This window comes from Sphingobium sp. LMC3-1-1.1, from assembly GCF_040676285.1.
GTDB lineage: Bacteria > Pseudomonadota > Alphaproteobacteria > Sphingomonadales > Sphingomonadaceae > Sphingobium.
Window position 1 is genome coordinate 152,963 of the sequence record NZ_JBEGHQ010000012.1, and the last position, 23,443, is coordinate 176,405.

Annotated in this window: 19 protein-coding genes; 14 read left to right on the top strand and 5 right to left on the bottom strand. The window is 60.0% G+C overall.

The window, feature by feature from the left end; translation table 11 throughout:
- The first annotated feature begins 87 nt into the window (after positions 1 to 87).
- From MRBLMC3_RS11000 to bktB, 6 genes are all read left to right on the top strand, one after another.
- A complete protein-coding gene (locus MRBLMC3_RS11000; RefSeq protein ID WP_363828591.1) occupies positions 88 to 1,296 on the top strand; it encodes a CaiB/BaiF CoA transferase family protein in 1,209 nt (402 codons plus the stop codon).
- Between the two features lie 75 nt (positions 1,297 to 1,371).
- Positions 1,372 to 2,247 (top strand): MaoC/PaaZ C-terminal domain-containing protein, encoded by an 876-nt coding sequence (locus tag MRBLMC3_RS11005; protein WP_363828594.1) that lies wholly within the window; start codon positions 1,372 to 1,374, stop codon positions 2,245 to 2,247.
- A 2-nt stretch (positions 2,248 to 2,249) separates the two neighbouring features.
- Positions 2,250 to 3,452 (top strand): acyl-CoA dehydrogenase family protein, encoded by a 1,203-nt coding sequence (locus tag MRBLMC3_RS11010; protein WP_363828597.1) that lies wholly within the window; start codon positions 2,250 to 2,252, stop codon positions 3,450 to 3,452.
- Positions 3,449 to 4,570: an acyl-CoA dehydrogenase family protein gene (locus tag MRBLMC3_RS11015; RefSeq protein ID WP_363828600.1), complete on the top strand. Its 1,122-nt coding sequence runs from the start codon at positions 3,449 to 3,451 to the stop codon at positions 4,568 to 4,570. Before MRBLMC3_RS11010 ends, MRBLMC3_RS11015 begins: the two co-directional genes overlap by 4 nt.
- Before the next feature lie 385 nt (positions 4,571 to 4,955).
- Entirely contained in the window at positions 4,956 to 7,346 is a 2,391-nt protein-coding gene (locus MRBLMC3_RS11020; protein WP_363828603.1) for a TonB-dependent receptor, read from the top strand.
- A 236-nt stretch (positions 7,347 to 7,582) separates the two neighbouring features.
- On the top strand, positions 7,583 to 8,761 hold the full coding sequence (gene bktB, locus MRBLMC3_RS11025) for a beta-ketothiolase BktB (RefSeq protein WP_363828606.1): 1,179 nt from the start codon (positions 7,583 to 7,585) through the stop codon (positions 8,759 to 8,761).
- Between the two features lie 91 nt (positions 8,762 to 8,852).
- On the opposite strand, the gene MRBLMC3_RS11030 is transcribed toward bktB, so the two are convergent.
- Positions 8,853 to 9,119 (bottom strand): hypothetical protein, encoded by a 267-nt coding sequence (locus MRBLMC3_RS11030; RefSeq protein WP_363828608.1) that lies wholly within the window; start codon positions 9,117 to 9,119, stop codon positions 8,853 to 8,855.
- Between the two features lie 322 nt (positions 9,120 to 9,441).
- On the opposite strand from MRBLMC3_RS11030, the gene MRBLMC3_RS11035 reads away from it, so the two are divergent.
- From MRBLMC3_RS11035 to MRBLMC3_RS11045, 3 genes are all read left to right on the top strand, one after another.
- Complete coding sequence (locus MRBLMC3_RS11035) at positions 9,442 to 9,732, top strand: hypothetical protein (RefSeq protein ID WP_363828611.1); 291 nt, start codon at positions 9,442 to 9,444, stop codon at positions 9,730 to 9,732.
- Between the two features lie 794 nt (positions 9,733 to 10,526).
- Complete coding sequence (locus MRBLMC3_RS11040; RefSeq protein WP_363828614.1) at positions 10,527 to 11,306, top strand: SDR family NAD(P)-dependent oxidoreductase; 780 nt, start codon at positions 10,527 to 10,529, stop codon at positions 11,304 to 11,306.
- Between the two features lie 209 nt (positions 11,307 to 11,515).
- Positions 11,516 to 11,989 carry a MaoC family dehydratase gene (locus tag MRBLMC3_RS11045; protein ID WP_363828616.1) on the top strand — a complete coding sequence of 158 codons (474 nt, stop codon included), beginning with the start codon at positions 11,516 to 11,518 and terminating at the stop codon, positions 11,987 to 11,989.
- 84 nt (positions 11,990 to 12,073) lie between these two features.
- Here the strand turns inward: MRBLMC3_RS11045 and MRBLMC3_RS11050 are convergent, their stop codons facing one another.
- The 4 genes from MRBLMC3_RS11050 to MRBLMC3_RS11065 all read right to left on the bottom strand — a co-directional run bounded on the left by MRBLMC3_RS11050 (position 12,074) and on the right by MRBLMC3_RS11065 (position 16,379).
- Complete coding sequence (locus MRBLMC3_RS11050) at positions 12,074 to 12,823, bottom strand: SDR family NAD(P)-dependent oxidoreductase (RefSeq protein ID WP_363828619.1); 750 nt, start codon at positions 12,821 to 12,823, stop codon at positions 12,074 to 12,076.
- A complete protein-coding gene (locus MRBLMC3_RS11055; RefSeq protein ID WP_363828621.1) occupies positions 12,820 to 13,971 on the bottom strand; it encodes a DUF2889 domain-containing protein in 1,152 nt (383 codons plus the stop codon). Before MRBLMC3_RS11055 ends, MRBLMC3_RS11050 begins: the two co-directional genes overlap by 4 nt.
- Positions 13,956 to 14,969, bottom strand: coding sequence for a zinc-dependent alcohol dehydrogenase family protein (locus MRBLMC3_RS11060; protein WP_363828624.1), 1,014 nt, complete (start codon positions 14,967 to 14,969; stop codon positions 13,956 to 13,958). The genes MRBLMC3_RS11055 and MRBLMC3_RS11060 overlap by 16 nt, the downstream gene beginning before the upstream one ends.
- Positions 14,970 to 15,041: 72 nt before the next feature.
- Positions 15,042 to 16,379: an MFS transporter gene (locus MRBLMC3_RS11065; protein ID WP_363828626.1), complete on the bottom strand. Its 1,338-nt coding sequence runs from the start codon at positions 16,377 to 16,379 to the stop codon at positions 15,042 to 15,044.
- A 408-nt stretch (positions 16,380 to 16,787) separates the two neighbouring features.
- On the opposite strand from MRBLMC3_RS11065, the gene MRBLMC3_RS11070 reads away from it, so the two are divergent.
- The 5 genes from MRBLMC3_RS11070 (at position 16,788) to MRBLMC3_RS11090 (ending at position 23,412) form a co-directional block, all read left to right on the top strand.
- Positions 16,788 to 18,137, top strand: a complete 1,350-nt coding sequence (locus MRBLMC3_RS11070; RefSeq protein ID WP_363828629.1) for an LLM class flavin-dependent oxidoreductase — start codon at positions 16,788 to 16,790, stop codon at positions 18,135 to 18,137.
- 40 nt (positions 18,138 to 18,177) lie between these two features.
- Positions 18,178 to 19,107, top strand: a complete 930-nt coding sequence (locus MRBLMC3_RS11075; protein ID WP_363828631.1) for a LysR family transcriptional regulator — start codon at positions 18,178 to 18,180, stop codon at positions 19,105 to 19,107.
- 58 nt (positions 19,108 to 19,165) lie between these two features.
- Complete coding sequence (locus tag MRBLMC3_RS11080; protein ID WP_363828633.1) at positions 19,166 to 20,020, top strand: HpcH/HpaI aldolase/citrate lyase family protein; 855 nt, start codon at positions 19,166 to 19,168, stop codon at positions 20,018 to 20,020.
- Positions 20,021 to 20,440: 420 nt separating this feature from the next.
- On the top strand, positions 20,441 to 21,481 hold the full coding sequence (locus MRBLMC3_RS11085; protein ID WP_166666248.1) for an extradiol ring-cleavage dioxygenase: 1,041 nt from the start codon (positions 20,441 to 20,443) through the stop codon (positions 21,479 to 21,481).
- 734 nt (positions 21,482 to 22,215) lie between these two features.
- Complete coding sequence (locus tag MRBLMC3_RS11090) at positions 22,216 to 23,412, top strand: acyl-CoA dehydrogenase family protein (RefSeq protein ID WP_363828636.1); 1,197 nt, start codon at positions 22,216 to 22,218, stop codon at positions 23,410 to 23,412.
- The last annotated feature ends 31 nt before the right edge of the window (positions 23,413 to 23,443 follow it).

A 23,443-nucleotide genomic window follows, 5' to 3' on the forward strand; every position in this document is an offset into this window, starting at 1 on the left:
TGCAATTGACGTTTCATGCGCCGCCCGCCGCTCCTAAACCAAGGAAATGGGGTTTCTTTCGCGAGGAAAGGGCCGGGGAGTTTTCCGATGTCTGTAATGTCCGGTGTCAAAGTTCTCGACATGACAAGGGTTGTTGCAGGACCAACAGCAACGCAGTGCCTGGGAGATTTTGGCGCCGACATCATCAAGGTCGAGCGGCCTGGTGAAGGCGACGATGTGCGTCATGTCGGTCCCCCATGGCTGATCGATACGGATGGAAATGAAACCAGGGAATCCACGTATTTTCAGGCCGCCAATCGCAACAAGCGCTCTATTTCGGTCAACTTCCAGAGTGATGAAGGCGCACAACTGCTCCGTACCCTGGCTTCCAGGGTTGATATTTTCATCGAGAACTTCAGGCCGAGGACGCTTGAGAAATATGGTCTCGACTATGAATCTCTCAGGCGACAAAATCCTGGCCTGATCTATTGCTCGGTCAGCGGTTTCGGACAGGCTGGACCATATGCGTATCGCAGCGGTTATGATTTCCTGATGCAGGCCATGTCCGGTTTGATGAGTGTAACCGGCGATCCTGACGGTCCTCCAATGCGGGTGGGAGTGCCGATTGCAGATATCCTTGCCGGGAAGGACGCCGTCATTGGCATATTGTTGGCGCTGCGGGAACGCGACAAGACAGGGCAGGGGCAGTCGATCGACATTTCACTGTTCGATTCTCAGGTGTCCGCTATGGCGAATACCTTCACAGCGTGGTTCAATGGTGGATTTGAGATGCCACGCACGGGCAATGATCATCCGAGCGCGTCCCCCTATGGCGTCTATCGAACCTCCGACGGCTATCTGCTCGTTGCGACATTCAATAATCGGGAGTTCGCCAGGTTGGCGGTGGCGGTCGGCTGTCCGGAATGGCTCGATGACCCTGCGTTCAATTCGATGGGTGCGCGGGTCGCGAACCGTCACGATGTCGCCGCCGCCCTGACCAAGATCCTTGTTCAGCATCCTCGCGAACATTGGATCAAGCTTCTCAATGCCGCGGGCGTGTCATGCGGTCCGATCAACCGCATGTCCGACCTTGAATCCGATCCTCATTTTTGTGCGCGCGACATGAAAGTCAAACTTCCTCACGCTCTGTCAGGTGAAATCACGGTCGCCGCGAGCCCGATCCGATGTTCGGTATCGGCACCCGAATACCGCCTGGGGCCGCCCGTCATCGGCGAACACACTGCAGAGGTTCTGCGGGAAATGCTGGGCCTCGACGAACGGGCGATGGCCGAGTTGTCGGCCAAGGGTGTGATATGAGCGCGACGACAAGCCCCTCGCGCCGGCGGCCATGTTCCAAAAAGCGCGCGCCTTCCTTGGGGAGCCGGTAGAAGCATGATCCAGGATTATGACGCTTTGATGGATATGACGCCCGTGGTCATGGAGCAAAGCTATTCCGGCAAGGATAGCTGTATTTACGCGCTGAGCGTCGGTTGCGGAGTCGATCCCGGCGACGATTGGGCGCGTCAACATCTGGGCCCGGTGCCTCCGTCTCGCGCATTGCCGGCAATGGCTACCGTACTTGCTGCACCACGCCTTCATGCGATGGGGCTGGGGCTCACAATGCCGGCAGTCCTGCATGGTAGCCAGGCTATGATTTCACACGCGGAATTGCCCGTTGAAGGACAGGTGACCAGCGAAACCCGCATGGATGGAGTCTTCGATCGCGGTGAGGGGCGCGGCTGCGTGATCAATATGGTGCGAGATCTTCGGGATAGCCAGTCCGGTATACATTATACCTCTTTGTTCATGTCTTTCCTGTGTCGCTCCGATCAGGTAGCCGGAGCGCCTCCCTTCGAAGTCGCCCCTTCGGATGTGATGAACGACCGCGCCCCGGACCGGGTCTGGGAAGTGCCCACATCCACGCAGGCGGCGCAGCTCTTCGCGCTCACCGGAGACCAGAATCCGCTTCACCTGATCCCCGAGGTGGCCGCCAAGGCCGGCTTCCCGCGTCCCATTCTGCAGGGCGTGGCGACTTATGGACTGTGCGCAGCTTTTGTCGAGAAGGCGCTGTGCAATGAAGATGGCGCCGTGGCCAGCGGACGCCTCGGCTCGTTCTCGGGCAGGTTCAGCGCGCCAGTCTTTCCTGGCGAGACGCTGGAGCTCGCGCTTTGGCGGGATGAAGCCGGCGCGCGGCTGGAGGCACGGGTGCCCGCCCGCGACAAGGTCGTCTTCACCCAAGGCCGTATTGCGATCGACAGGAGCCGTTGACAATGGATCTGACATTCGACGCCGCCGACCGCGACTTTCGCGACATGATGCGCGACGAGATCGCCGCCATGGTGCCCGAAGATATCAGGACGCGCGTCAACAATCTTCAGCATCTCACGAAGGACGACTATCTGCGCTGGCAGGCAATTCTCGATCAACGTGGATGGGCAACGCCTGCATGGCCCGCCGAATATGGTGGCCCCGGCTGGTCGCCAATGCAGCGCGTTCATTTCGAGGAAGCATGTTTTCTGGCCGGCGCCCCCCGACAAATTCCCCACATCAACATGATCGGCCCAGTCCTCCAGCATTTTGGCACGGCCGAGCAGAAGCAGCGCTATCTTCCCGGCATCCCGACGCTGCGTGACTGGTGGTGTCAGGGATATTCCGAACCTTCTTCAGGTTCGGACCTGGCCTCACTCCGGACCAAGGCCGTGCGCAAGGGCGATCGCTATATCGTAAACGGGCAAAAAATCTGGACGACATGGGCGCATTGGGCGAATTACATGTTCTGTCTCGTGCGAACGTCGGATCACGGCCGGCCACAGGAAGGGATCACTTTCCTTCTCATGGAAATGGACTTGCCCGGGATCACCGTCAGACCCATAAGGTCGCTGGACGGAGCGCATGACGTGAACGAGGTCTTCCTTGAGGATGTAGAAGTACCCTGCGAAAATATCGTGTTAGGGGAAAATCAGGGCTGGACGGTCGCCAAGTTTCTGCTGAACGCGGAACGGACGGAAATCGCTGGATTGGGCCAGTCAAAACGGTTGTTGCAATTTGCCGTCCGAATGCTCGACCGCATGACTGAACAAGGTGTTTCGCCTGACCGTCTTCGCGCTTTGCGCGTGCGGCTGGACCGCATCCGTATCGATCTCAAGGCGCATGAATGGACGTTGATGCGCGTGATCGCGGCCCAGCCTGGCGATCCGCGCGCGCCGTCCGCCTCCATTCTCAAACTGTGCGGCACCGATCTTCTGGAACGGCTTTCGGCGCTGCTGATGGACATGGGCGGGCCAGCGGGTCTTGCCTACGATCCGCTGGCCAGGGGAGGGGAGTCCGATGCGGCTCCGCCCTATGGCCATGTCCTGAACGGCACGGCGGCGACATATCTGGAGTTCCGCAAATCCGGCCTGGTCGGCGGGACCACCGAAATTCAGAAAAATCTGATCTATCGGGAAACCGTGCACCTGTGGGGGGCGGGATGAACTTCGACCTTACCGAAGATCAGCGCGCGCTGGTCGATACTGTCGAGAAATTTGCCGCCAGCGTCATCGCCAGGCGAACCGACCCCAGCTCCACTGAAGCAATGGTCACAGGCACGATCGATCGATGGCAGGAAATGGCGGAACTGGGTCTTGCGGGTCTCATGATCGCAGAGGACGACAGCGGCCTCGCCATGACGATGGCCGAAACGCTCCTGATCTGTGAGGCATTGGGACAGTCGCTCGTGCAGCCGCCTTTCATATCCTATGCGGTGATCGCGCCCAAGCTGATCGAAACGTCCAGCGCAACCGATGTTCGCACCGCCTGTTTGCAAGGGATTGCGGGGGGCAGCATTCGCATCGCAATGGCAAGGGATGAGTCCATCCTGGATTTCGACCAGTCGCAGTTGAATTCGCGGGTTGAAGACGATGGCGGAACCTTGCGGCTTTCGGGCACCAAGGAACTTGTGATCGATGGCGTCACCGCGACGCATTTCATCGTGACGGCGCAATTGGCCGAGACGGGGCCAAATGCGTTTCTCGTCGCTGCAGGTCAGCCTGGCATTTCCATCACGCCGCTGCGCGGATTGGATGGAGGCTTGATTGCGCGCCTGTCGTTCGATGCCGTTGAAGCAGTGGCCCTGTTCGAGGGCAACGATGCTCCGGTCAAGGTCGGCCGGGCGATCGATCATGGCATAGTCGCGTTCTGCGGCGAAGCGCTGGGCCTCATGAACCGCATGCTGGCGCTTACAGCCGGCTACCTCAAGACCCGCCACCAATTTGGCAAGGCCATAGGCAGCTTCCAGGCCCTTCAGCATCGTTTTGCCGACATGGTCGTGGCGGCCGAACAGTCACGCTCGGCAACGTACATGGCAGCGGCGGCACTGACGGAAGAGGATGCGCCGACGCGCAGGCAGGATGTCTCGGCGGCGAAATCGCTCGTGTGCCGCCATGGCCGCGCGGTGCTGGAGGCCGCGATCCAACTGCATGGCGCCATCGGTATCACCGACGAATATGAGCTCAGCCGTTACCTGCGCCGGATGCTGGAAATCGAAAAGACATGGGGCGACGCGATCTACCACGAGGATCGTTTCAGCGCGGAACTGATGTCACGGACGTGAAAGCAAGCCACAAAGGATGAAGGTGCCCGACGGCGGCGGCGAAATTCCACCGCATTTCCGCGTCATTCTTCCCTGACCATATGTCGGCAGGGGGGGTGCCTTTCATCATCAACGCGTTCTGAAACAATCACATGACGGCCCGGGCAGAAGAGACGTCGATGGCACTGGAGGCAAAGGATAACGGCCATTAACGAGCATATGTTAATATATCCGTTCGGGCGGTGCCTGGGTTAGAACACTTGCTCAAATCCGCCATTTGCATGACAAAGAAGAGGCAGATGTTCAACGGTCTGTCCGACGCATTTCAAATCGCACCAAGCCGAAAGACGTGCGGATGAAATGCGGCTGTGCCCCGTTCGGGTTATAAAACATGGGAGGGAGCATCATGAAAAGCAGTTATCGCATGGCGAGCCTTGCCGTGCTGGCGGTGGCCAGCATGGCGGTTCCCGTCGTGTCCGCGCAGGAGGTGCCAGCGCAGAATGACGCGGCCGTCTCCGCAGAGGCACGTCAAAATATGGATATCATCGTTACCGCCCGTCGGCGTAACGAGACGACGCTGCAGACGCCGGTCGTGCTCACGGCATTTTCCGCGGAAAAGCTGGCGGACCTCAACGTTACGAACATCACCGACGTCGCCAAGCTGACGCCGATGCTCATCATTTCGCCAGCAACGGGCCCCTATGGCGGCAACCTGACGCTGCGCGGCGTCGCCAGCCCGACCTCCAATGCATCGTCCGAGCCCGCGGTGACCATCAATATCGATGGTGTTCCCCTCAGCTATGGCGGCGTCGTGCGCATGGGGAACATCGACATCGGTCAGGTCGAAGTGCTGAAAGGGCCGCAGGCGCTCTTCTTCGGCAAGAATTCGACCGGCGGCATCGTCTCCATGAGATCGGCGGAACCGACGAGCACTTTCCAATCGCAGCTCAGCGCCGGTTATGAATTCAATGCTCACCAAGTCGATCTGGACGGCTATGTGTCGGGTCCGGTGACCGACACGTTGGACATGCGTCTGGCTGGGCGCTTCTCCCGCCAACGCGGCTTCTTCCGCAACGTCGCCCCCGCACGGTCGATCGATTATGCGCCTGGCACGGACGAGGAGGGCGTTCGCCTCAGTGCCAACTGGATGCCGACAGATCGGCTCACCGTAAAGCTGCGCGCAACCTATGATCACGTTCGCGAAAATGGCAGTTACACGACCAGTCAGAAGATCGCATGCCCGCTAGGGGCAGCGCAGGGGCCCGGCGCCATTGCTGGCACGGATGATTGCAAACCCAACGACACGGTCGTCTTCGCCGCCATTCCATCCGCCGCCATCCAAGCGGTCACGGGCAATCCGGCGTGGAATTCCGACAGTAATTTTCTGAAGGTCCGGCAGTATTTGATAAGTTCCGATATCTCCTACAAATTGACGGATGATATCACGCTGAACTCGGTTACGGGGTGGTATGGCATCCGCCAGAGGGTCATCGACGCCCAGACATCGGGCGCCCGCTTCTTTATCGGGGGGCTGTCATCGGTCAGGAAGAATGCCTTCAGCCAGGAGGTCAGGCTCTCATACGCGAGCCCGGATTCGCCGATCGACCTGATGATGGGCGCTTTCTATCAGAAGGACAATTTGCGCGTTCTGGAGCAGGGGGTGATCAACACGACCGCCATAGCGCCGCTTTCTCCTTACTGGAATTTTCCTCTCCGCTCGCAGTCCATCTCCGCTTTTGGTCAGATGGACTGGAACATGACCGATAAATGGAGCCTTTCCGCGGGCGTTCGCTATTCCCGCGATCGCAAATATCAGGACATCGTTCCGCCGGCTGGACTGCCCAACAAGTTCACCACGCCCGAGGTCCAATTTTCAAACTGGTCACCTGAAACGACCCTGTCCTATAAGCCGTCGGAAAATACCAACCTGTTCGTTTCCTACAAGCAGGGATACAAGTCCGGCGCCTATCAGATCGGCTTCAATACCTACAGCGCCGCCCTGGCGAACCCGGCGATTACCGACATCCCGGCCTTCTATCGTCCTGAAACAGTGAAAGGTTTCGAGGCAGGCTTCAAGGCGTTGATGTTCGACCGCCAGCTACGCCTCAACCTTGCCGCCTACACCTATCGTTACAAGGATCTGCAACTCAGCCGCCTTGACCCCGCCACCATCGTGCTGTTGATCCTCAACGCCTCTTCGGCGCGCGTCAAAGGTCTGGAAGGGGATCTTACATTTTCGCCCCACGCCATACCGGGTCTGACGCTTACGACTTCGGCAGCCTTGAACTCGGCGAAATATGATTCACCCTTCCTGTCGGCTTGCTATGTCGGGCAGACGATCGCGGGCGGTTGCACCACGGACGGTCCGGACGCGGGCACTGTGCCGGATCAACAGCAGATGCTGGGACGTCCGCTGCCCCGTGCACCCAAGTTCAGTGGGAGCGTCGGCGCCTCTTATGAAACCGCGGTCGGCGACAATCTGAAGGCCAAGTTCAACCTGAACGGCGTCTACACGTCGCGATATTTCCTGTCTCAGGAACTCAACCCGATCGGCTTCAATCCGCAGCGCTTTCTGCTCGACGGGTCGATATCGGTCGGCTCGCAGTCCGGCGGCGTCGAAGTCGCGCTCATCGGCCGCAACCTGACCAATCGTTATTACGCCTATTCCGGCTTTCAGTCGCCGGGCACCGGGAGAGGTACGGGCACCACGGTCGGAGTGTTGCCGGACTTTGAAGGCCCGATCTCGCGCGGTCGTGAAATCTGGCTGAAGATAACGCTGCGACCAGGCGAACTCTGAAACATCATAGGCTGTTAAATGGGGGAGGCGGCTCCTGCATCCTGGAAGATGCGGGGGCCGTTGCCCTTCAAAGCGGCGCAGACAAGACACGACAATGCATTGGGGAGGCGATTGCCAGTCGCCCGCTCAGCCCATGGCCGCTCCTGATGCATGTAGATAAGTTAGATCATCTGTTCTAGCATCTGTATGGCAATCGGCTTTGATCCCTTTGGCGGCCGTGAAACAAGGACTTGATAATGAGGGAAGCCTATATCGTATCAGCCGTCCGGACCGCCATTGGGGATTTTGGCGGCAGCCTCAAGGATTTCGAACCTGCGCAACTGGGCGCGCTGACGATCGCCGAAGCTGTGCGACGAGCGGCTATCCAGCCGGATGACGTAGAACATGTCATCATGGGGCAGGTTATCCAGTCCCAGCCGCAAGACGCTTATCTCGCGCGTGTTGCTGCATTGCGTGCCGGCATTCCGGAACGAACGCCAGCGCTGACATTGAACCGCTTGTGCGGTTCGGGCGTGGAAGCGATCATCGCCGCGGCGCGGGCAATCGCCCAGGGGGAGATCAATATAGCAGCCGCCGGAGGCGCTGAGGTGATGAGCCGCGCTCCGCATCATGTGACCGATGTGCGTTTCGGTCGAAAGATGGGCGATGTCGCGATGATTGATGCGCTGGTCGCCGTGCTAAGCGATCCCATAGACGGCTATCATATGGGCGTGACGGCGGAGAATGTTGCGCGTGATCATCACATCACACGTGAACAGCAGGATGTGCTGGCGGCGGAGAGTCATCGCCGCGCTGCGCTCGCTCAAGCCGAAGGACGTTTCAACGATCAGATCCTGCCGGTGATGGTCAAGGTCGGGCGCGCAACTCGTGAATTTGCGGTCGACGAGCATGTGCGGGCCGAAAACGACCTCGCTGCATTGGCGGCATTGAAGCCGGTATTTCAAAAGGATGGCACGGTCACCGCAGGAAACGCCTCAGGCATCAATGATGGCGCAGCAGCCGTCATCCTGGCTTCGGCCGATGCGGTCGCGCAGCACGACCTACGGCCGATGGCACGAATTCTCGGTTGGGGGCATGCCGGGGTTGCCCCTTCCCACATGGGACTAGGTCCGGCGGAGGCGGTACCCATCGCGCTGGCGCGCGCGGGATTGACGCTTGACGAGATCGACGTCATCGAATCCAACGAAGCATTTGCGGCTCAGGCTTGCGCTGTTTCGACGATGCTTGGTTTCGATCCGGTGAAGGTGAACCCCAATGGGTCGGGAATTTCGCTGGGTCATCCGGTCGGCGCGACAGGGACTATCTTGACAGTGAAGGCCATCTACGAACTTGGCCGCACGAAGAAGCGCTACGCCTTGATCACGATGTGCATCGGTGGCGGTCAGGGGATAGCGATGGTTGTCGAGGGGATGTGAAGGCCCATCCCTCAGATGTCGCCTGTTGATAGTGATAGCTGGAAATGTGGCGGTTACCGTCAGGAACGCGACCTGACATTCCTTATGCGTCCTAGTCGCAATATTCCCAACGCCCGGCATTGCAAGCGGCAACGGCGCGCCGCCACTCCGTCATCTTGCGCGCATATTCGCCTCGCGCATCCGCATAGCCATCACCCTGCCCTTGGGCTCGGCGATAATTCTGCATGATCTTCGCGTCGCGCTCCCGGACATAGGCCAACTGCTGCTGGTTCATCCGTTTGATCATTGCCCGATCGCGCGCGCGGGCCGCAGTGCTGCGCATGGTCGGATCATTGGGATCATCCGCATGCGCTGTCATCGGCAGTAGAACTGCTCCAATCGCAAGCACCAATGCACAGGATCCGATCTTCATGAATGCGCCCCCATATTTTTTTCGACGGCTTTCTATGCCCGGCGCAAAGCGGAAGGCAATCGATTTGCGATAGATGGAGGGGCTCCAAATCGCTGAAGGGGGCGGGGGAGCCGATCGTCACAATCGAGTGGCGGGGCATCAATCCCGGTCAGGCCTGGCGCTCCACTATGGCTGCTTCGCGGAAGTCCGCCTTCGACGATGCGTTCAGCAGAGTGGAACAAGAGTTAACAGCTGATTGTTTCTCCATTCTCATAGGAGGAGGATGGCGATGGTTGATGTTCATACAGATCGTTACACTGACGAGCGGGTTGTCGTTCATAAACATCGGGGCGGACGAACCGTCGCAATCGCCTTGATCCTGGTTCTGGCGGTCGTGGGGATATTGTTCGCAACCGGCTTCTGGAAGGCAGATGTGTCGGGCGGCGATGTGCCCGAGGTCAGCGTAAAGGGCGGGGAACTTCCGAAGGTCGACGTAGATTCCAAGGCGGTGGTCGTAGGTACCAAGAAGGAAACCATCGACGTTCCGACAGTGGGTGTGAAGGACAATGGCGAGAAATAAGGACCGTTTGGAATTGCACAAAACGGCCAAGCAACTTCGCGGCTTGAAAACGGATCGGGTATCCGGGCAGGACGGCAGCCCTGTTCCTTTTGGAACAGGGCCTTCCGGCAAGGCCGTCAGGACAACCCCAGTTAGGCAGCCCGCAACGGCAACTGAAAGCAGGCCCCCAAGGCCCTGATATTCAGGCTTCATAGCTTGAACGCCCGCTATGTTCCTGCGGGTTGGAGAAGACACTTTCCGTCCCCGATAGAAATGACACCGTAAATGACAGCAGAGCCTGCGTAGAACCCTCGGGATAGCGCCGCGCAGACCCTGCTGATGACGTGACAGTGGTGGAGAAGGGCACGGACCCGCTGCGAAGGCAGCGGGCTCGGTCAGAACCGCTTTAGCGCGCCTTCACGAACTCGAGCGTGCCGCGCGCCCGGAATTCCGCCGGGCTGAGCAGGGCGACGTTTGAGCTTTGCCCCACCAACCGACACCCATCGATCTTCACCGGCATTCCTAGAAAAGCTCGATAATATATCTTATGTTAAATTACAATATGTAGAAGCGGCCTAGATTGCTTGCTTAGGGCCATGCCAGCGCCGGGTCGCCCGATCATTCCGAAAGAGCCGCCGAGGCCGGCCGCTGCTCTGGTCTACGTACACGCTCCAAAAATCTGTGGACTCATAATATAGGCGAACTTAGAACATATGAACTAGATAATAGGATTGAGAGGATGAGTGACCTATGACCGGCGCCCACTTTACGATATGTAGCTTCTTGTCGTCGATCTGTGCGAAAGCTTCGCTCGCATGACCGCGGGCTTCGATCTTGGGCTTGCTGGGGTTCCCGCGCTGGTGACTGGCGCGGCATCCGGAATCGGCCGCGCCACCGCGCTGCTGCTCGCCGAGAACGGCGCCTTTGTGGCCATCATCGACAAGAATGCCGACGCCGCCAGGGCCGTTGCCGATCAGATCAATGCAGCGGGAGGACGCGCAATCGCGATCATCGCCGACGCCAGCCAGGAGACCGACGTAAGCCGCGCGATGGCAGAAGCGGAAGCTGCTTTCGGCGTGATCCGTGTGCTCGTGAACAATGTAGGCATCGGCGAGCGGCGCGCGCTTGTCGATATCCCGGTCGATGATTGGCGGAACGTCATCGACGTGAATCTGACGTCAGTGTTCCTCTTCAGCCAGATAGCCGCGCGTCGGATGATCGATCAAGGGGTCAGTGGCTCGATCGTCAGCATCGCATCGGTTGCGGGGGAAACAGGGGTCGTCAACCGCAGTTCATATGTCGCCTCAAAGCATGGTGTCGTCGGGCTGACCAAGACGCTCGCGCTGGAACTCGCGCCGCATAATATCCGGGTGAACGCCGTCGCCCCCGGCACGGTGGCGACCAACCTGACCGCCCATCTGCTGAGCGTTCCGGAGCTTGTCGCACGCACCAACGCGGCGCATCCGCTGAATCGCGTGGCCGAACCACATGAAATTGCCAATGCGGTCGTCTTCCTGGCATCTCCTCGATCAAGCTTTACCACCGGATCGATCGTTGCCGTCGACGGCGGCTTCCTCGCCGGAAAGGCCGCTTGATCCACAACCGTTTGAACGATCCGGACAGCGTAAGCCAGTGGTCGGGCAGAGCCCGCCGAGTTTGCCGCCATGATCCGTCGCCTGGAGCCGCCCGGGACAGCCATGAACGCGTCGAACAGGCCCTATACCGCCCCTCCCCTGCGACGACGGTGCGGCGAACCTCTGCCGGTCAGGATTGCTGTCAAGGAAGCAAGGTGAAGGAAAACAACATGATGGACAGTCCCGTGCTGACCCTCCATTCGCCACATGATTACGCCGATCTGGTCGGAACCGGGTTCGGACCCGGCCGATGGATGCTTATCGACCAGCCGCTGATCGATCGTTTCGCGGAGACGACCGGCGACGACGCCTGGTTCCATCTGGATGTCGAACGCGCTCAGCGTGAATTGCCGGGCGGACGCACCATCGCGCACGGTCTTCTGACCCTATCACTCATTCCCGGCCTGCTCTATGAACTCATCAAGTTCGAGCATGTGGGCCGGGCATTGTCCTATGGCTATGACCGGCTTCGGTTTCCCGTTCCCGTGCCGGAAGGTGGCAGGATCCGGCTACGCGGCCGTATAAGCGGGGCGGAACGGCGGGAAGCCGGCCTGTTCGTCACGCTGGAATGCGTGGTGGAACTGGAGGGGACAGAAAAACCCGCGCTCGTCACCAACATGCTTGAGCTAATCTTTGATGAATAGGGCGGTGATGCGATCTCGCATTGCCTCCTGCGGTAGGTCCAACCACTTCAATACGCACGAAGCACCGGGTTGACCGACAAAACCCTACACGACCATGTAGCCACCATCGACCGGAATAGTGACGCCATTGACGAAGCTTGCATCGCTCGAGCAGAGAAACGCAATAACCTTTGCGACTTCCTCCGGTCGCCCTAGCCGCTTCATGGGGCAATGAGTATCCAGCCAGGATTGAAGTGTCTCAGACGCGGATCTGACCAGAGGCGTCTCGGTGTAACCAGGCGCGACGGCATTTGTGCGTATCCCAAAGGACGACAGCTCACGGCACAAGGCCTGGGTGAAGGCTTTCACGCCCCCTTTTGAACTGCCGTAGCCGGCATTGCTGAAACCGCTGCCGAGGCCAGCGATCGAAGATATGTTGACGATCGCCCCCTTCGTATTTTTCAGGGCTTCCAGAAATGCAACGGTCATGTTGTAAGATCCCGTCAAGTTGACCGAAATTGATCGGTCCCATTCGATCGCTGACTCTGGACTGCCAAAACTCGCGAGACCAGCCACACCAGCGTTGTTTACAAGCGCCGACGCGTCACCCATTTCCCGGCGGACGGCTGCGGCGACATCACGCGATGCGTCGCGATCGGCCACGTCCAGAATATAAGCCTTGGCACATCCGCCCTGCGCTGAGATTCGTCCGGCTGCTTCTCTTGCGGCCTCTCCGTTCCGATCGATCAGCGCGCATCTTGCACCGCGCGATGAAAACTCCTGAACTGTCGCAAATCCGATACCAGAAGCGCCTCCCGTGACGACGACAAGCTGATCCTGATAGTCCATTTTCATGAAATCCTCCCTCGGACCTGCCTCGCCAGCGACACGACATCGAGCAGCGACCTCAGCATGTCATTGAGATGTGTGCAGCCCGATGGGCCACGCAGCTGCGCCGGCACCTGTTTGCGCAATTCCGCAACATGGTGGCCGAGCAGCATTGCAGCCGTGGCAGGAGCCGCCTCACATGTCAGATAGGGCAAGACGTGCGGCGTGACATCAACCGACTCCAGTGTGAGCGCTTCGGCATCAACCTTGGCCAATAAACCATATTCATGGAATATTCGCCGCTTGTCTGGATTGCCGAAGATGGCGCAGCTGTCCTGGAACCAGGCATCGACGAAGAGCGCATTGCCGTCCCGCCAGACATCGGTGCGCCGGAGCCTCCATTCGTCCGGACCATCGTGCTTCGTCAGCGCGTGAAACGCCTGTGTATCTGTGAACGCAGCCGCCGGCGGTCCTTCCGGCTGCCTGGCGATGTCCTCTCTGCCGCGGCCGTCGGCCCTGATCGAAGGTGAACCAGGAGCGTAGCTGATGCAGACATCCGTCACATCGCGGTCCGCCGGAGAGGGCATGCCGGTTCGTTCGACATGGGAATTCAGGCCGCCCTCCCACCCGTGCCAGGCGGCGAAAGCCATGAACGCGGCCCCGGCAAGATCGTCAAGGAGCCGATGGAGGCAGGTCGCATTCATTGCCTCGTCAGACAAGACGCTGGACATCGCCTTTCGCATCTCTCCGCCGGGCTTCAGGCCAGCGAAGCCACCCAGTTGAAGCTGGCAGCGACTGCCACCAAGCGAAACCAGTCGGCCATCAAGGCCGAGCCTTGCCTCAAGATGATCTTCGGCAACATTGGCAGCTTGCTGGTCCGGCGGCTGTTTGACATCACGCGCACGGCCGACAATTGTCACGATCTGCTCGTTACCCAGACTCCACAGACTTTGCAGTGAGCTGGTGCGGCGCACCGAGCCAGGCCGTAGTCCGCTCTCAGGATCGGCGGCCTTTGCAACTGCCTCGTTGTCCGAACTATTCCCATTCACCTTGATGATCTTTCCTTCGGTCGGTGGCGGCGGTGAATCGCTGCTCCTGCGCTGCCCGGCATTCACAGATGAAGAACGCGAATCCGAGCGGCGCAGCATGGTGCTTGCGCTTATCCATTCGGCCATTCATCCGGGCCTTGCACGGTGACGACCACCTTGCCGACATGCGCATCCCTTTCCACTGCGCGGTGCGCGTCAGCAATATTCTCCAGTGGGAAGCGATAAGCGACCGGCATGCGATAGGCGCCGCTGGCGATCCCGCCCCGCAAGGCTTCGATCGCCGCAGGCCCGCGATCCTGATCGCTCAGCAATGAATACATGTTGAAGCCGCGCATCGTCAGGCAGCGACGCATTGCGAGGGGCCGGGGAAAGGTGGTGGGCTCCCGCGACAAACCGCCGTACAATATCAGCGTCCCCTCCTCCGCCAGGCTGTCCATCAACAGTTCTGCGAAGGCGCCTGCGATCGGATCGAAGATCAGGTCGGCGCCGCGACCACCCGTGATCCGCCGGATCTCACCGACGACGTCGTTGCCCTCGGTGGCCAATATATGGTGCGGTCCAAAATTGGCTAGCTGGTCGATCTTCGCCGCCGTACGCGTCGTTGCGATCACATTGGCGCCCAGGTTGCGCGCGATCTGCATGGCCGCAACTCCGATTGCCGACGATGCCGCAGTGATTATGACGGTCTGCCCCGCCTTAAGCCCGCCGCTGTCCCGAAGGCCGCCCCACGCAGTGAGGAAGGCAACCCAGCTCGCCGCCCAGTCAACGGAATCCAGCACATCGGGCAACCTGACCAGACCGGTCACCGGGTAGAGAATTTCACTCGCATAGGTCCCATAGGTCCCTGAAGCGGCCGAAAGCGTCGCTACTCGCGTTCCCACTGGCCAGCCCGTCACACCCTTGCCGACGGCGGCGATGCGGCCGACGGCTTCGGTGCCGAGGATCGCGGGAAGCGGCGGCTTCATTGGTGATTGCCCGCTCCTGATCGTCGCTTCCAGGCGATTGATGCCAATCGCCTCCACCGCGATTCGCACCTCGCCCTCTCCCGGCGCCGCGACCTCCATGTCTTCGATATGCAGTACGGCGGGACCGCCGAACTCATGGATACGAACGACCTTGGCCATGCCTGTCTCCCTTGAACTAGCCATATTGAACCCGATCGAGCGTAGGTGCGGCGCAACGGCTGGCGCCGCGGATCATTGGATCTGGACGAGGTGGGTCTTGCCGGCGACTCGGAAGGACATCCAGATCAGGACTGGCCAGACCAGGAGCGACAGGATCACCAATCCCTCCCGCAACCCATGCCCCTCCCCGGCCACGGCCGCGCCGAGTTCCACCGCAGCGAGCGGCGCCAGCCCATAGCCGAGCACAGCCACGATCAGAAGGTATATGCTGCTCACACGGCCACGCATCTGCGGGGGACCGAAAAGCTGGATGCTCAGCGGCGAAACCACCGAGAAGGCGGTACTGAAGAACATCCCGACCCCGAAGCCACAAAGCAGCGGTACAAGCGAATCCATCATCAGCCCCGCGGCAAAGGCGGGCGCCGCGACCAAGGCAGGAAGCCTGAAGGTACGTACGATGCCGCCCGTCGGGTCCGCCAACTGCTTTCGGGTGGCAATCCATTGCCAGAAGAAATTGCCGACGAGGCCGGCTGGCACGCCGACGAGGCCGATCAGATAGCCGGCGCTGGATGGGCTCAGCCCCTGCTCACGCGCCAGCAGTGCGGGAAGCCAGGCGATGATCGCGAGACTGTACAGGCTGTTCAGGCCGGTGAGCGACAGCAGCGGTCCGAAGAAGCCGAAACGCGCGCGCAGATAGGTGAACACAACGCGTATGTCGGCATCGGCGACCGGCACGTTCCGATCCTCGCGCCGCGTCGGCACTGTGGCGATCAGTACGAATATCGCCGCAAGCAGCAGCCCAGGCAGGCCCACGAAGATGAATGTCATCCGCCAGGCATCAAGGCCCGTATAGCCGCTCATCCGGGCCGCCAGATCCATCGCCGCCGCGCCCACGGCATATGAACCGATCGCCATGACGCCGGCGACGGAGGAAAAGATCGCCACGGGCATGCCCCTTCTGTGCCGGGGATAGAGATCTGCGATGAGCGAGATCGCCGCGGGCGTCAGCACCGCTTCGCCAAGGGCAACGCCGCTGCGCAGGATCAACATCATCCAAAAGCCGTTCGCAAAGCCGGACAGGATCGTCGAGAGGCTCCAGACGACCACTCCGGCAGTCACCACGATGCGTCGGTTGCGCGTATCAACGAAATGCGCGAGAACAAGGCCACCCACGGCGTAGAACAATGCAAAGCCAACGCCCAGCAGGAGGGCCAACTGCCGATCATCCAGGGCTAGCGACTGGGATACAGGCAAGGCCAAAAGCGCCAGGATGCTGCGATCGACGTAAGAAACCGCATAAAGCAGCGTCAGCAGGGCGACAGTGATCCCTGCTCCTTTCATGGGGGATTCCTCACTGCCCGCGGCCGGCATATCGCTCTCCAGCTTCAGGCTGGCTTCAGTCAATGACACGAAGCTATTCTCCTAGAACGATCGATCTAATCTGAGATGTCATGATCTCGCGCCGACCTCATATATTGCATATAAGACGATGTTCCATCATCGGTCACGGGAAAACTCATATTCAATTTTCTTGATGATCGATTGTTTTATCTGATCGCCATGGCGCCGCCGCAGCCTACTTCTCGCGACAACGCGCACTGATGTGCATTTATCGAATATTTCTAATAATCAAACCGTACTTCGCAGTTTCGTAGCCATGCCTTTCGGCAGAAAGTCAGATGGCCGCCGTCAGACGGCGATCGATTTCAGAAGCGTCGTGGCGCCCTCGGTTCAGAGACAAGCGGTGCACAGCAATGAGCATGGGCCAAGGCGGAGGCCATGGAGCATGCGGCAGATTTTCAAGGGAAAGAGGTGTTCATGGCCCAAGATCGTCAGATGGCGCTTGTCGCATTCCTTCAAGCGCAAAACTGCTCGAATCTTCCCGCGTCGTGGAGGCATCCGGCGGCGGCGGCCGACTTCCTGCAGCCAGAATATTATCAGCGCATCGGCCGCACCCTGGAGGAAGGGAAATTCCACCTCGCCTTCTTTGATGACCGGCTCGCGATCCCGGACGTCTTCGGCGACGACTATCGCATGACCGTGGAGCAGGGTATCCGTGCGGTGAAGCTCGATCCGATGCTGTGCGCCAGCGCGCTGGGTCATGTAACGCGCCATCTTGGGATCGGCGTTACCTATTCCACGACATATTACGAGCCCATCCATGTGGCGCGGACCTTTGCCACGCTCGATCAACTGACGGGCGGAAGGGCGGCCTGGAACGTCGTTACGTCCCTCAACGATTCAGAAGCAGCCAATTTCGGCCGTGATGCAGCTCTCTCTCACGATCTGCGCTACGATCGCGCCGAGGAATTTCTGGAAGTGGTGCAGGGACACTGGCGCAGTTGGGATGACGATGCGTTGGTGATCGACAAGGAGCGCGGCCTGTTCGCTGATCCGGGCAAGGTCCGCCGCCTGGAACATGCCGGGGAATGGTTCAAGTCTCGAGGACCCTTCACGGTCCCCCGTTCGCCGCAGGGCGAGCCGGTCCTGATCCAGGCAGGGCAGAGTGGGCGTGGCCGGGCCTTCGCGGCGAAGTGGGGCGAGCTCGTTTTCGTCATCTATCCGAACCTGGAGGTGGGACGCCGGTCCTATGGCGAATTCAAGGATCTGCTGGACCAGATCGGGCGCGGCAGGGATTCGGTCAGGATCACGCCCGCCGTCTACGCCATCGTCGGCGAGACGCAGGCGCAGGCGGAGGATAAGAAGGCGCTGATCGACGGCCTCACCAAGCCTATCGACGGATTGGTGTTGTTGTCCGAGGTGCTCAATTTCGATTTCTCGACGAAGGGCTATGATGAGCCGTTCACGAGCGAGGAGATGGATGCAATATCCGGCATACAGGCGTTCCGCGACCGCGTCGTCCGGTTGAGCGGGCGCACCAATCCCACGCCGGCCGATTTCGTGCGCTTTACGCAGCGCGGCACGCTCGCCGAGTTCCCAACCTTCGTCGGATCGCCAAAGCAGGTCGCCGACCAGATGGAAGAGTGGTTCGGTTCCGCCTGTGATGGCTTCGTGCTTGCGGCGGGCTATGCTCCCGGCAACTATGAGGATTTCGTCCGGCTCGTGGTACCCGAACTGCAACGCCGTGGCCTGTTCCGCAAGGATCATCAAGGCATCACGCTTCGCGACAATCTGGGAATCAGGAATCCATCGATATCCGGCGGCTGATCGCCTTCCCAGCGAACCGTTGACGCTCTAAGATCAAAGCATGGATCAGGAACTGGCCCGTTTGAACCTCAATCTCTTGCGTGCCTTTTTTGCCGTGGGGCGGCATTGCTCGTTCGCTCGCGCAACGACGGAAGTCGGCCGATCCCAGGCGACCCTCAGCATGCAGGTGCGCGAACTCGAACGGCAGCTCGGGGTCAGCCTTCTGGAACGGACAACGCGAAAGGTCGCCCTGACGGAGGCTGGAGCAGCCTTGTTGAAGCGCGTGGAGAGCGGCTTCGCGGAGATTGCCGACGGCTTGTCGACGGTCCGCAGCATCTCCGCGATGCGGCACGGACGGCTGGTGATCGGCTGCGTACCTTCGATATCCGGCAGCCGCCTGCCGGCGATCATCGCCTCGTTCCGGCAGTATGACCCCACCCTGCGGATCGATGTCGAGGAGCTTACCTCGCCGGAGGTCGTTACAGCCCTATCGGAGCAGCGCGTGGATATCGGCATTGCGCCCTGCCCATCGCCCACGCCTTCAGGAATCAGCTTCGCCCCGGCCGTCGCCGAGCCCCTGTGCATCGTCATCTCGCGCAAGCTGAGCGCGCCCACTGGCGAAGCTATGAGCCTCATGCATCTGGCTACGCTGCCGCTCATAACATTGTCAGGATCGGTGCTGCTGCAATCGGAGCTGGAACAGGCCATGCAGTCGCACCAGCTCCAGCTTCAATCGCGGACGGAGGTGCGCCACATCCATACGGCCGTCGCCATGGTGCGGGCCGAGGTCGGGGCGGCGGTAATCCCCCGGCTCGCACTGCCCGATCGATTGGACAGGGACATTGAAGCCCTGCCGATCGGCTCTCCGCCACTCACCCGTGCGCTGGGCATTCTTACGCGAAAGGGTCATGCGTTGTCCTCTTCAGCGCTGCGCTTCTCACGGCATACCCGCGCCGCCCTGATCAAGAGCCTCGCCGCAATCGCGCCTTAGGAATCCGACCCGCTGCAATAGCGCGACGCAATCAAACAGCCCAGTAACGGAGGTCTGCATGACCATAATAGCTCGTCGAAGCGCCCTTTATCTGCCCGCGTCCAATGCCAAGGCCATCGCAAAGGCACGCACGCTCGATTGCGACGTGGTCATCCTGGATCTTGAGGATGCCGTCGCCGCAGATGTCAAGCATCTTGCCCGCGAACAGGCTGTCGCTGCACTTGCGGAAGGCGGCTTCGGGCGGCGTGAGCTCATCGTGCGCGTGAACGGCCTTCAGACCGAATGGGGCGAGGCGGACCTGCGCGCGATCGGACCAGCCGGCGCTGACGCTATCCTGGTGCCCAAGGTCAGCACGGCCGAGGACATTGTTCGATATGCAACACTGCTCGAGGGCCACGATGTCGACCTGTGGGCGATGATCGAGACACCGCTGGCGCTGTTCCGACTCGAAAGCATAGCGGCTACCGCCGAGTCCACGCGCCTGCGCGCCTTCGTCATGGGCACCAACGACCTCGCGAGAGAGACCGGCGCTACGCTCGACACGATGCGCACGGCATTCACAGGCGCGCTTGGCCTCGCCGTCGCGGCGGCACGCGCACATGGCCTGTCGATCCTCGATGGCGTATATAATCACCTCGACGATGAAGCGGGTTTTGAAGCCCAGGCGCGACAGGCGGTGCTGTTCGGATTCGACGGCAAGACCCTGGTACATCCTCGCCAGATCGCCATCTGTCACCGGGCATTCACGCCCGACAATGCAGCAATTGCGCGGGCCCAGCATATTATCGCCGCGTTCGACGCCCCTGAAAATCAGGCGAAGGGCGCGATACAGGTTGATGGCCAGATGGTTGAACGGTTGCACCTGGAGGGCGCCCGGCGCACCCTCGCGATGGCAGCCCTGCCGACGGCCTGAGACAGCGTCTGCACGCCCCAATTGGAGCGAATGCCGCTGCATCAAAGGCCGCAATCCGCAGGACGGATCTTCTGCCCGCTCCTTTGGTGGACGCGCCCACAGGCCCGATGCAGAATCGTGTTGGCAAGCAAATCGCTCTCCATTAGACAATGTAAAACGTTTGACTAAATAAGGCACATTGCCCTGCGCGATGCCTGCCGCAAAAACGATCATGGAGTGGATATGGGAGCGAACATGCCGGGCCGCTCGGACGTTCCAAGCTTCTTGGCACCAGGGTGGTGACAGGCGCCCGCCTGCCAGCGCAATGAAGCTGGGCCAGCAGAGACCGGCCTTGGCCAGAACTGGAAGACGCACCCCGCGATTCAGGCGTGATCCGCTTATCCAGTTGAACCGAACACACCTATGGAAGGAACAAGACGCATGGCCGAAATTCTGGCGCTGGGCATCAGCCACTATCCGATGCTGCTGTGGCCCGACAAGAACATGTCAGGACTGCTCAAGCAAATGATGACCAATCCAAAGCTGCCTGAGCCGCTCAAGAGCGCGGCCGGATGGCCAGCGGCCATGCAAGAGGAATGGGGCAACGACGACGGCGAGGCAGCAGCGGCCCTCCATCGCGAGAAAATGGTCGACTGGACCCGCAAAGCGCGACAGGCTCTGGATGACTTCAATCCGGATTTCGTCCTTTTGTGGGGCGACGATCAATATGAGAATTTCCGCGAAGATGTCGTCCCGCCCTATTGCGTGAATGCACACCCCGAATTCCGCTTTCACAACTTTCCGAACAATATCTGGGGAGAGCCCGTCGACAAGGAGTTCGTGCTGCCCGGCGTGACCGAGGCAGGCAAGCATCTGGTCAGCGAACTGATTTCAGCCGGCTTTGACAGCGCTTATTCGTACAAGCCGCTGCATCATCCGCTCGGCCACGCATTCACGAACGCGATCTTCTATCTGGACTATGACCGCAAAGGCTTCAATTACCCGATCCTGCCGGTCTCCATCAACTGCTATGGCCGACACGTCATCTGCCAGAAGGGCGGCCTGCCCTCTTTCACGAAGGAACTTACCGAAGCGGATCTCGATCCGCCGGCCCCCACCCCGGCCAGGTTGTTCGATCTGGGAGCCGCGACGGCGCGCATTCTGTCGCAATCCAAATATCGGGTCGCCATCATCGCATCGTCGAGCTGGTCGCACGCCTTTCTGACCAAGAAGAATCACTATCTGTGGCCGGACATCGAAGCTGATCGTTCCCTCTTCGAGCCGATGGCGAGCGGTGACTATGCCTCCTGGCGCGACTATCCAGCCTCCGCAATCGAAGATAGCGGGCAGCAGGAAGTCCTCAACTGGTTCTGCCTCGTTGGCGCCTTGAACGAACTGGGTCGCGGCCAGCCCGACGAGATCGGCTTCGTTGAAACCTGGATTTTCAACTCGACCAAAGCCTTCCTCGTATCGCGGCCCTGAACCGTCCAGAATGCACGCCGTGCGCCCGCCGCGGCCGGCGCACGGCCGCCTCAGGCGTGAGCCCCCGCAAGCGGTCGCGAAGCGGGGTCTGAGAACCTTATATCCTGCGCATAAATCATGCGTCTGTGAAATGTTGGCGCCATCGTACCGCGTTTTCCGATGACGCTGAGCACATCCCCAAGGCGCCGAGGGGTTCCGCTTCTCCGCTGTCTCAAGAATGGTTGTCGGATTTCCGTTCGCTGACAAACGCCACCGCGTCAAGATTTCCCGGACAATCGATTCCTTGCAGTCTGCAAGACGATGAACCGCTCGACATGCTGGCCTCAGCATCCATATTAAAGCATATGGCCTATATTTAAGTTGGCGATGGTCCTACTTTTCCACGAACTCGGCCCAGGACGTGAACAGAGCTGAATTCCTGGAGTCGTCCGTAGGGAATCAACAGTCCGCTCACATCGAGCGCTCCATGCGAATATGGCTGATTGTAGCGCATTTCCAAACCGCCTGCACGACCAGTCCGATCAACCGATTTCACCGCGCCACTCCACAAGCCCCAAAGCTCGCACAGTTTCAGCTTGACAGCTAGGGCGAGCTTCGAACAGATAGAACATACGCTTTATATGTAGCCATTCATTCTGAGCGAACTGGTTCAGGGCAAACGAATGGCACATTGCCAGGATTATGGAATTACAAGGCACCGGGCATCGCGCCGGCCATTGCTATGGAGAGTGAGTATGGACTTCAATCTTCCCGCCGACGATGATCCGCGCCGCTTGGAGGTGCGCAAGTGGCTCGAAGCGCACCCTAACGTAACCTATGAGGAACTGGCGCAGAAGGGCTACACCGTTCCGCACTGGCCGGCGCCATGGGGCCTCTCGGCGGATCCCGAAACGCAGCTGATCATCGAACAGGAGATCAAGCGCGCCGGGATCACGCATCCTCATACCCTCAATCCGATTGGCGTGAACCAATGTGGCCAGTCGCTGTTGGTATACGGCACCGAAGAGATGCAGCAGAAGTTCCTACCGCCAGCGCTTGCCTGTCGCGACATCTGGTGCATGCTGTTTTCAGAACCGTCCAGTGGATCGGACCTGGGCGGCCTGCGCACTTCAGCACGGCTGGAGGGTGATCATTACATCATCAACGGCCAGAAAATCTGGAATTCGAATGCTCATATTTCGCAGGTAGGCGTTGTTATCGCAAGGACCGACCCCACGGTGCCGAAGCATCGCGGCCTGACTGTCTTCCTCATCGACATGAAGGACCCGGGCGTTGAGGTACGCCCGATTCTCGACATGTCCGGTCATGCACCTGAATTCAACGAGGTGTTTCTGACCGATGTCCGGGTGCCTGTCAGCAACCGGCTCGGCGAGGAAGGCCAAGGCTGGCGGATTGTTCTCGAACAGTTGCAGACCGAGCGGATGGGCATGGTGAAACCGGGCGCGGTATGGGGTTTTGGTCCAACCGCGCGGGAGCTTGTTTCCGGCCTGATCGAGACGGGCAAGATCAATGATCCGCTCGTTCGGGACGAAGCCGCGAAACTCTATGTCGAGGGCGAACTGCTCCGTCTGCTGGCCGATCGCAACCTCAGTAACCGGATCAACGGCAATCCGCCCGGCCTTGAGGCGAACCTTGGCAAGATGATTGCCTCGCCTCACGGCCAGCGCCTCTCGGATCTGGCCAAACGGACAGAGGGTATAGCCGGGATGCTGCGCGACGAAGATGAACTGCCCCTGCCCAAGCAGGACTATGGCTTGTTCAACAGCTGGGACTATTGCTACTGGTTCGGACCGGCTGGCACGATCGGTATCGGCACGACGGAAATCCTCAAGAACACGGTCGCGGAGCGCATCCTTGGCCTGCCGCGCGACATCGATCCGTCGGCAAAATTGCCGTTCAGTGAAATCGGGCGGCCGCAACTGGCGGCCTGAAACATCCATCGCGCCGATGTCCGCGCCCCTG

Bases quoted from the DNA above. Each gene is read 5' to 3' on its own strand.
- MRBLMC3_RS11085 (WP_166666248.1), top strand. From the start codon at position 20,441: ATGGCCGAAATTCTGGCGCTGGGCATCAGCCACTATCCGATGCTGCTG.
- MRBLMC3_RS11030 (WP_363828608.1), bottom strand. From the start codon at position 9,119: ATGACAGCGCATGCGGATGATCCCAATGATCCGACCATGCGCAGCACT.
- MRBLMC3_RS11035 (WP_363828611.1), top strand. From the start codon at position 9,442: ATGGTTGATGTTCATACAGATCGTTACACTGACGAGCGGGTTGTCGTT.
- MRBLMC3_RS11060 (WP_363828624.1), bottom strand. From the start codon at position 14,969: ATGGCCAAGGTCGTTCGTATCCATGAGTTCGGCGGTCCCGCCGTACTG.
- MRBLMC3_RS11070 (WP_363828629.1), top strand. From the start codon at position 16,788: ATGGCCCAAGATCGTCAGATGGCGCTTGTCGCATTCCTTCAAGCGCAA.
- MRBLMC3_RS11090 (WP_363828636.1), top strand. From the start codon at position 22,216: ATGGACTTCAATCTTCCCGCCGACGATGATCCGCGCCGCTTGGAGGTG.
- MRBLMC3_RS11040 (WP_363828614.1), top strand. From the start codon at position 10,527: ATGACCGCGGGCTTCGATCTTGGGCTTGCTGGGGTTCCCGCGCTGGTG.
- MRBLMC3_RS11080 (WP_363828633.1), top strand. From the start codon at position 19,166: ATGACCATAATAGCTCGTCGAAGCGCCCTTTATCTGCCCGCGTCCAAT.
- MRBLMC3_RS11050 (WP_363828619.1), bottom strand. From the start codon at position 12,823: ATGAAAATGGACTATCAGGATCAGCTTGTCGTCGTCACGGGAGGCGCT.
- MRBLMC3_RS11055 (WP_363828621.1), bottom strand. From the start codon at position 13,971: ATGGCCGAATGGATAAGCGCAAGCACCATGCTGCGCCGCTCGGATTCG.
- MRBLMC3_RS11010 (WP_363828597.1), top strand. From the start codon at position 2,250: ATGGATCTGACATTCGACGCCGCCGACCGCGACTTTCGCGACATGATG.
- MRBLMC3_RS11045 (WP_363828616.1), top strand. From the start codon at position 11,516: ATGATGGACAGTCCCGTGCTGACCCTCCATTCGCCACATGATTACGCC.
- MRBLMC3_RS11005 (WP_363828594.1), top strand. From the start codon at position 1,372: ATGATCCAGGATTATGACGCTTTGATGGATATGACGCCCGTGGTCATG.
- bktB (WP_363828606.1), top strand. From the start codon at position 7,583: ATGAGGGAAGCCTATATCGTATCAGCCGTCCGGACCGCCATTGGGGAT.
- MRBLMC3_RS11015 (WP_363828600.1), top strand. From the start codon at position 3,449: ATGAACTTCGACCTTACCGAAGATCAGCGCGCGCTGGTCGATACTGTC.
- MRBLMC3_RS11020 (WP_363828603.1), top strand. From the start codon at position 4,956: ATGAAAAGCAGTTATCGCATGGCGAGCCTTGCCGTGCTGGCGGTGGCC.
- MRBLMC3_RS11000 (WP_363828591.1), top strand. From the start codon at position 88: ATGTCTGTAATGTCCGGTGTCAAAGTTCTCGACATGACAAGGGTTGTT.
- MRBLMC3_RS11075 (WP_363828631.1), top strand. From the start codon at position 18,178: ATGGATCAGGAACTGGCCCGTTTGAACCTCAATCTCTTGCGTGCCTTT.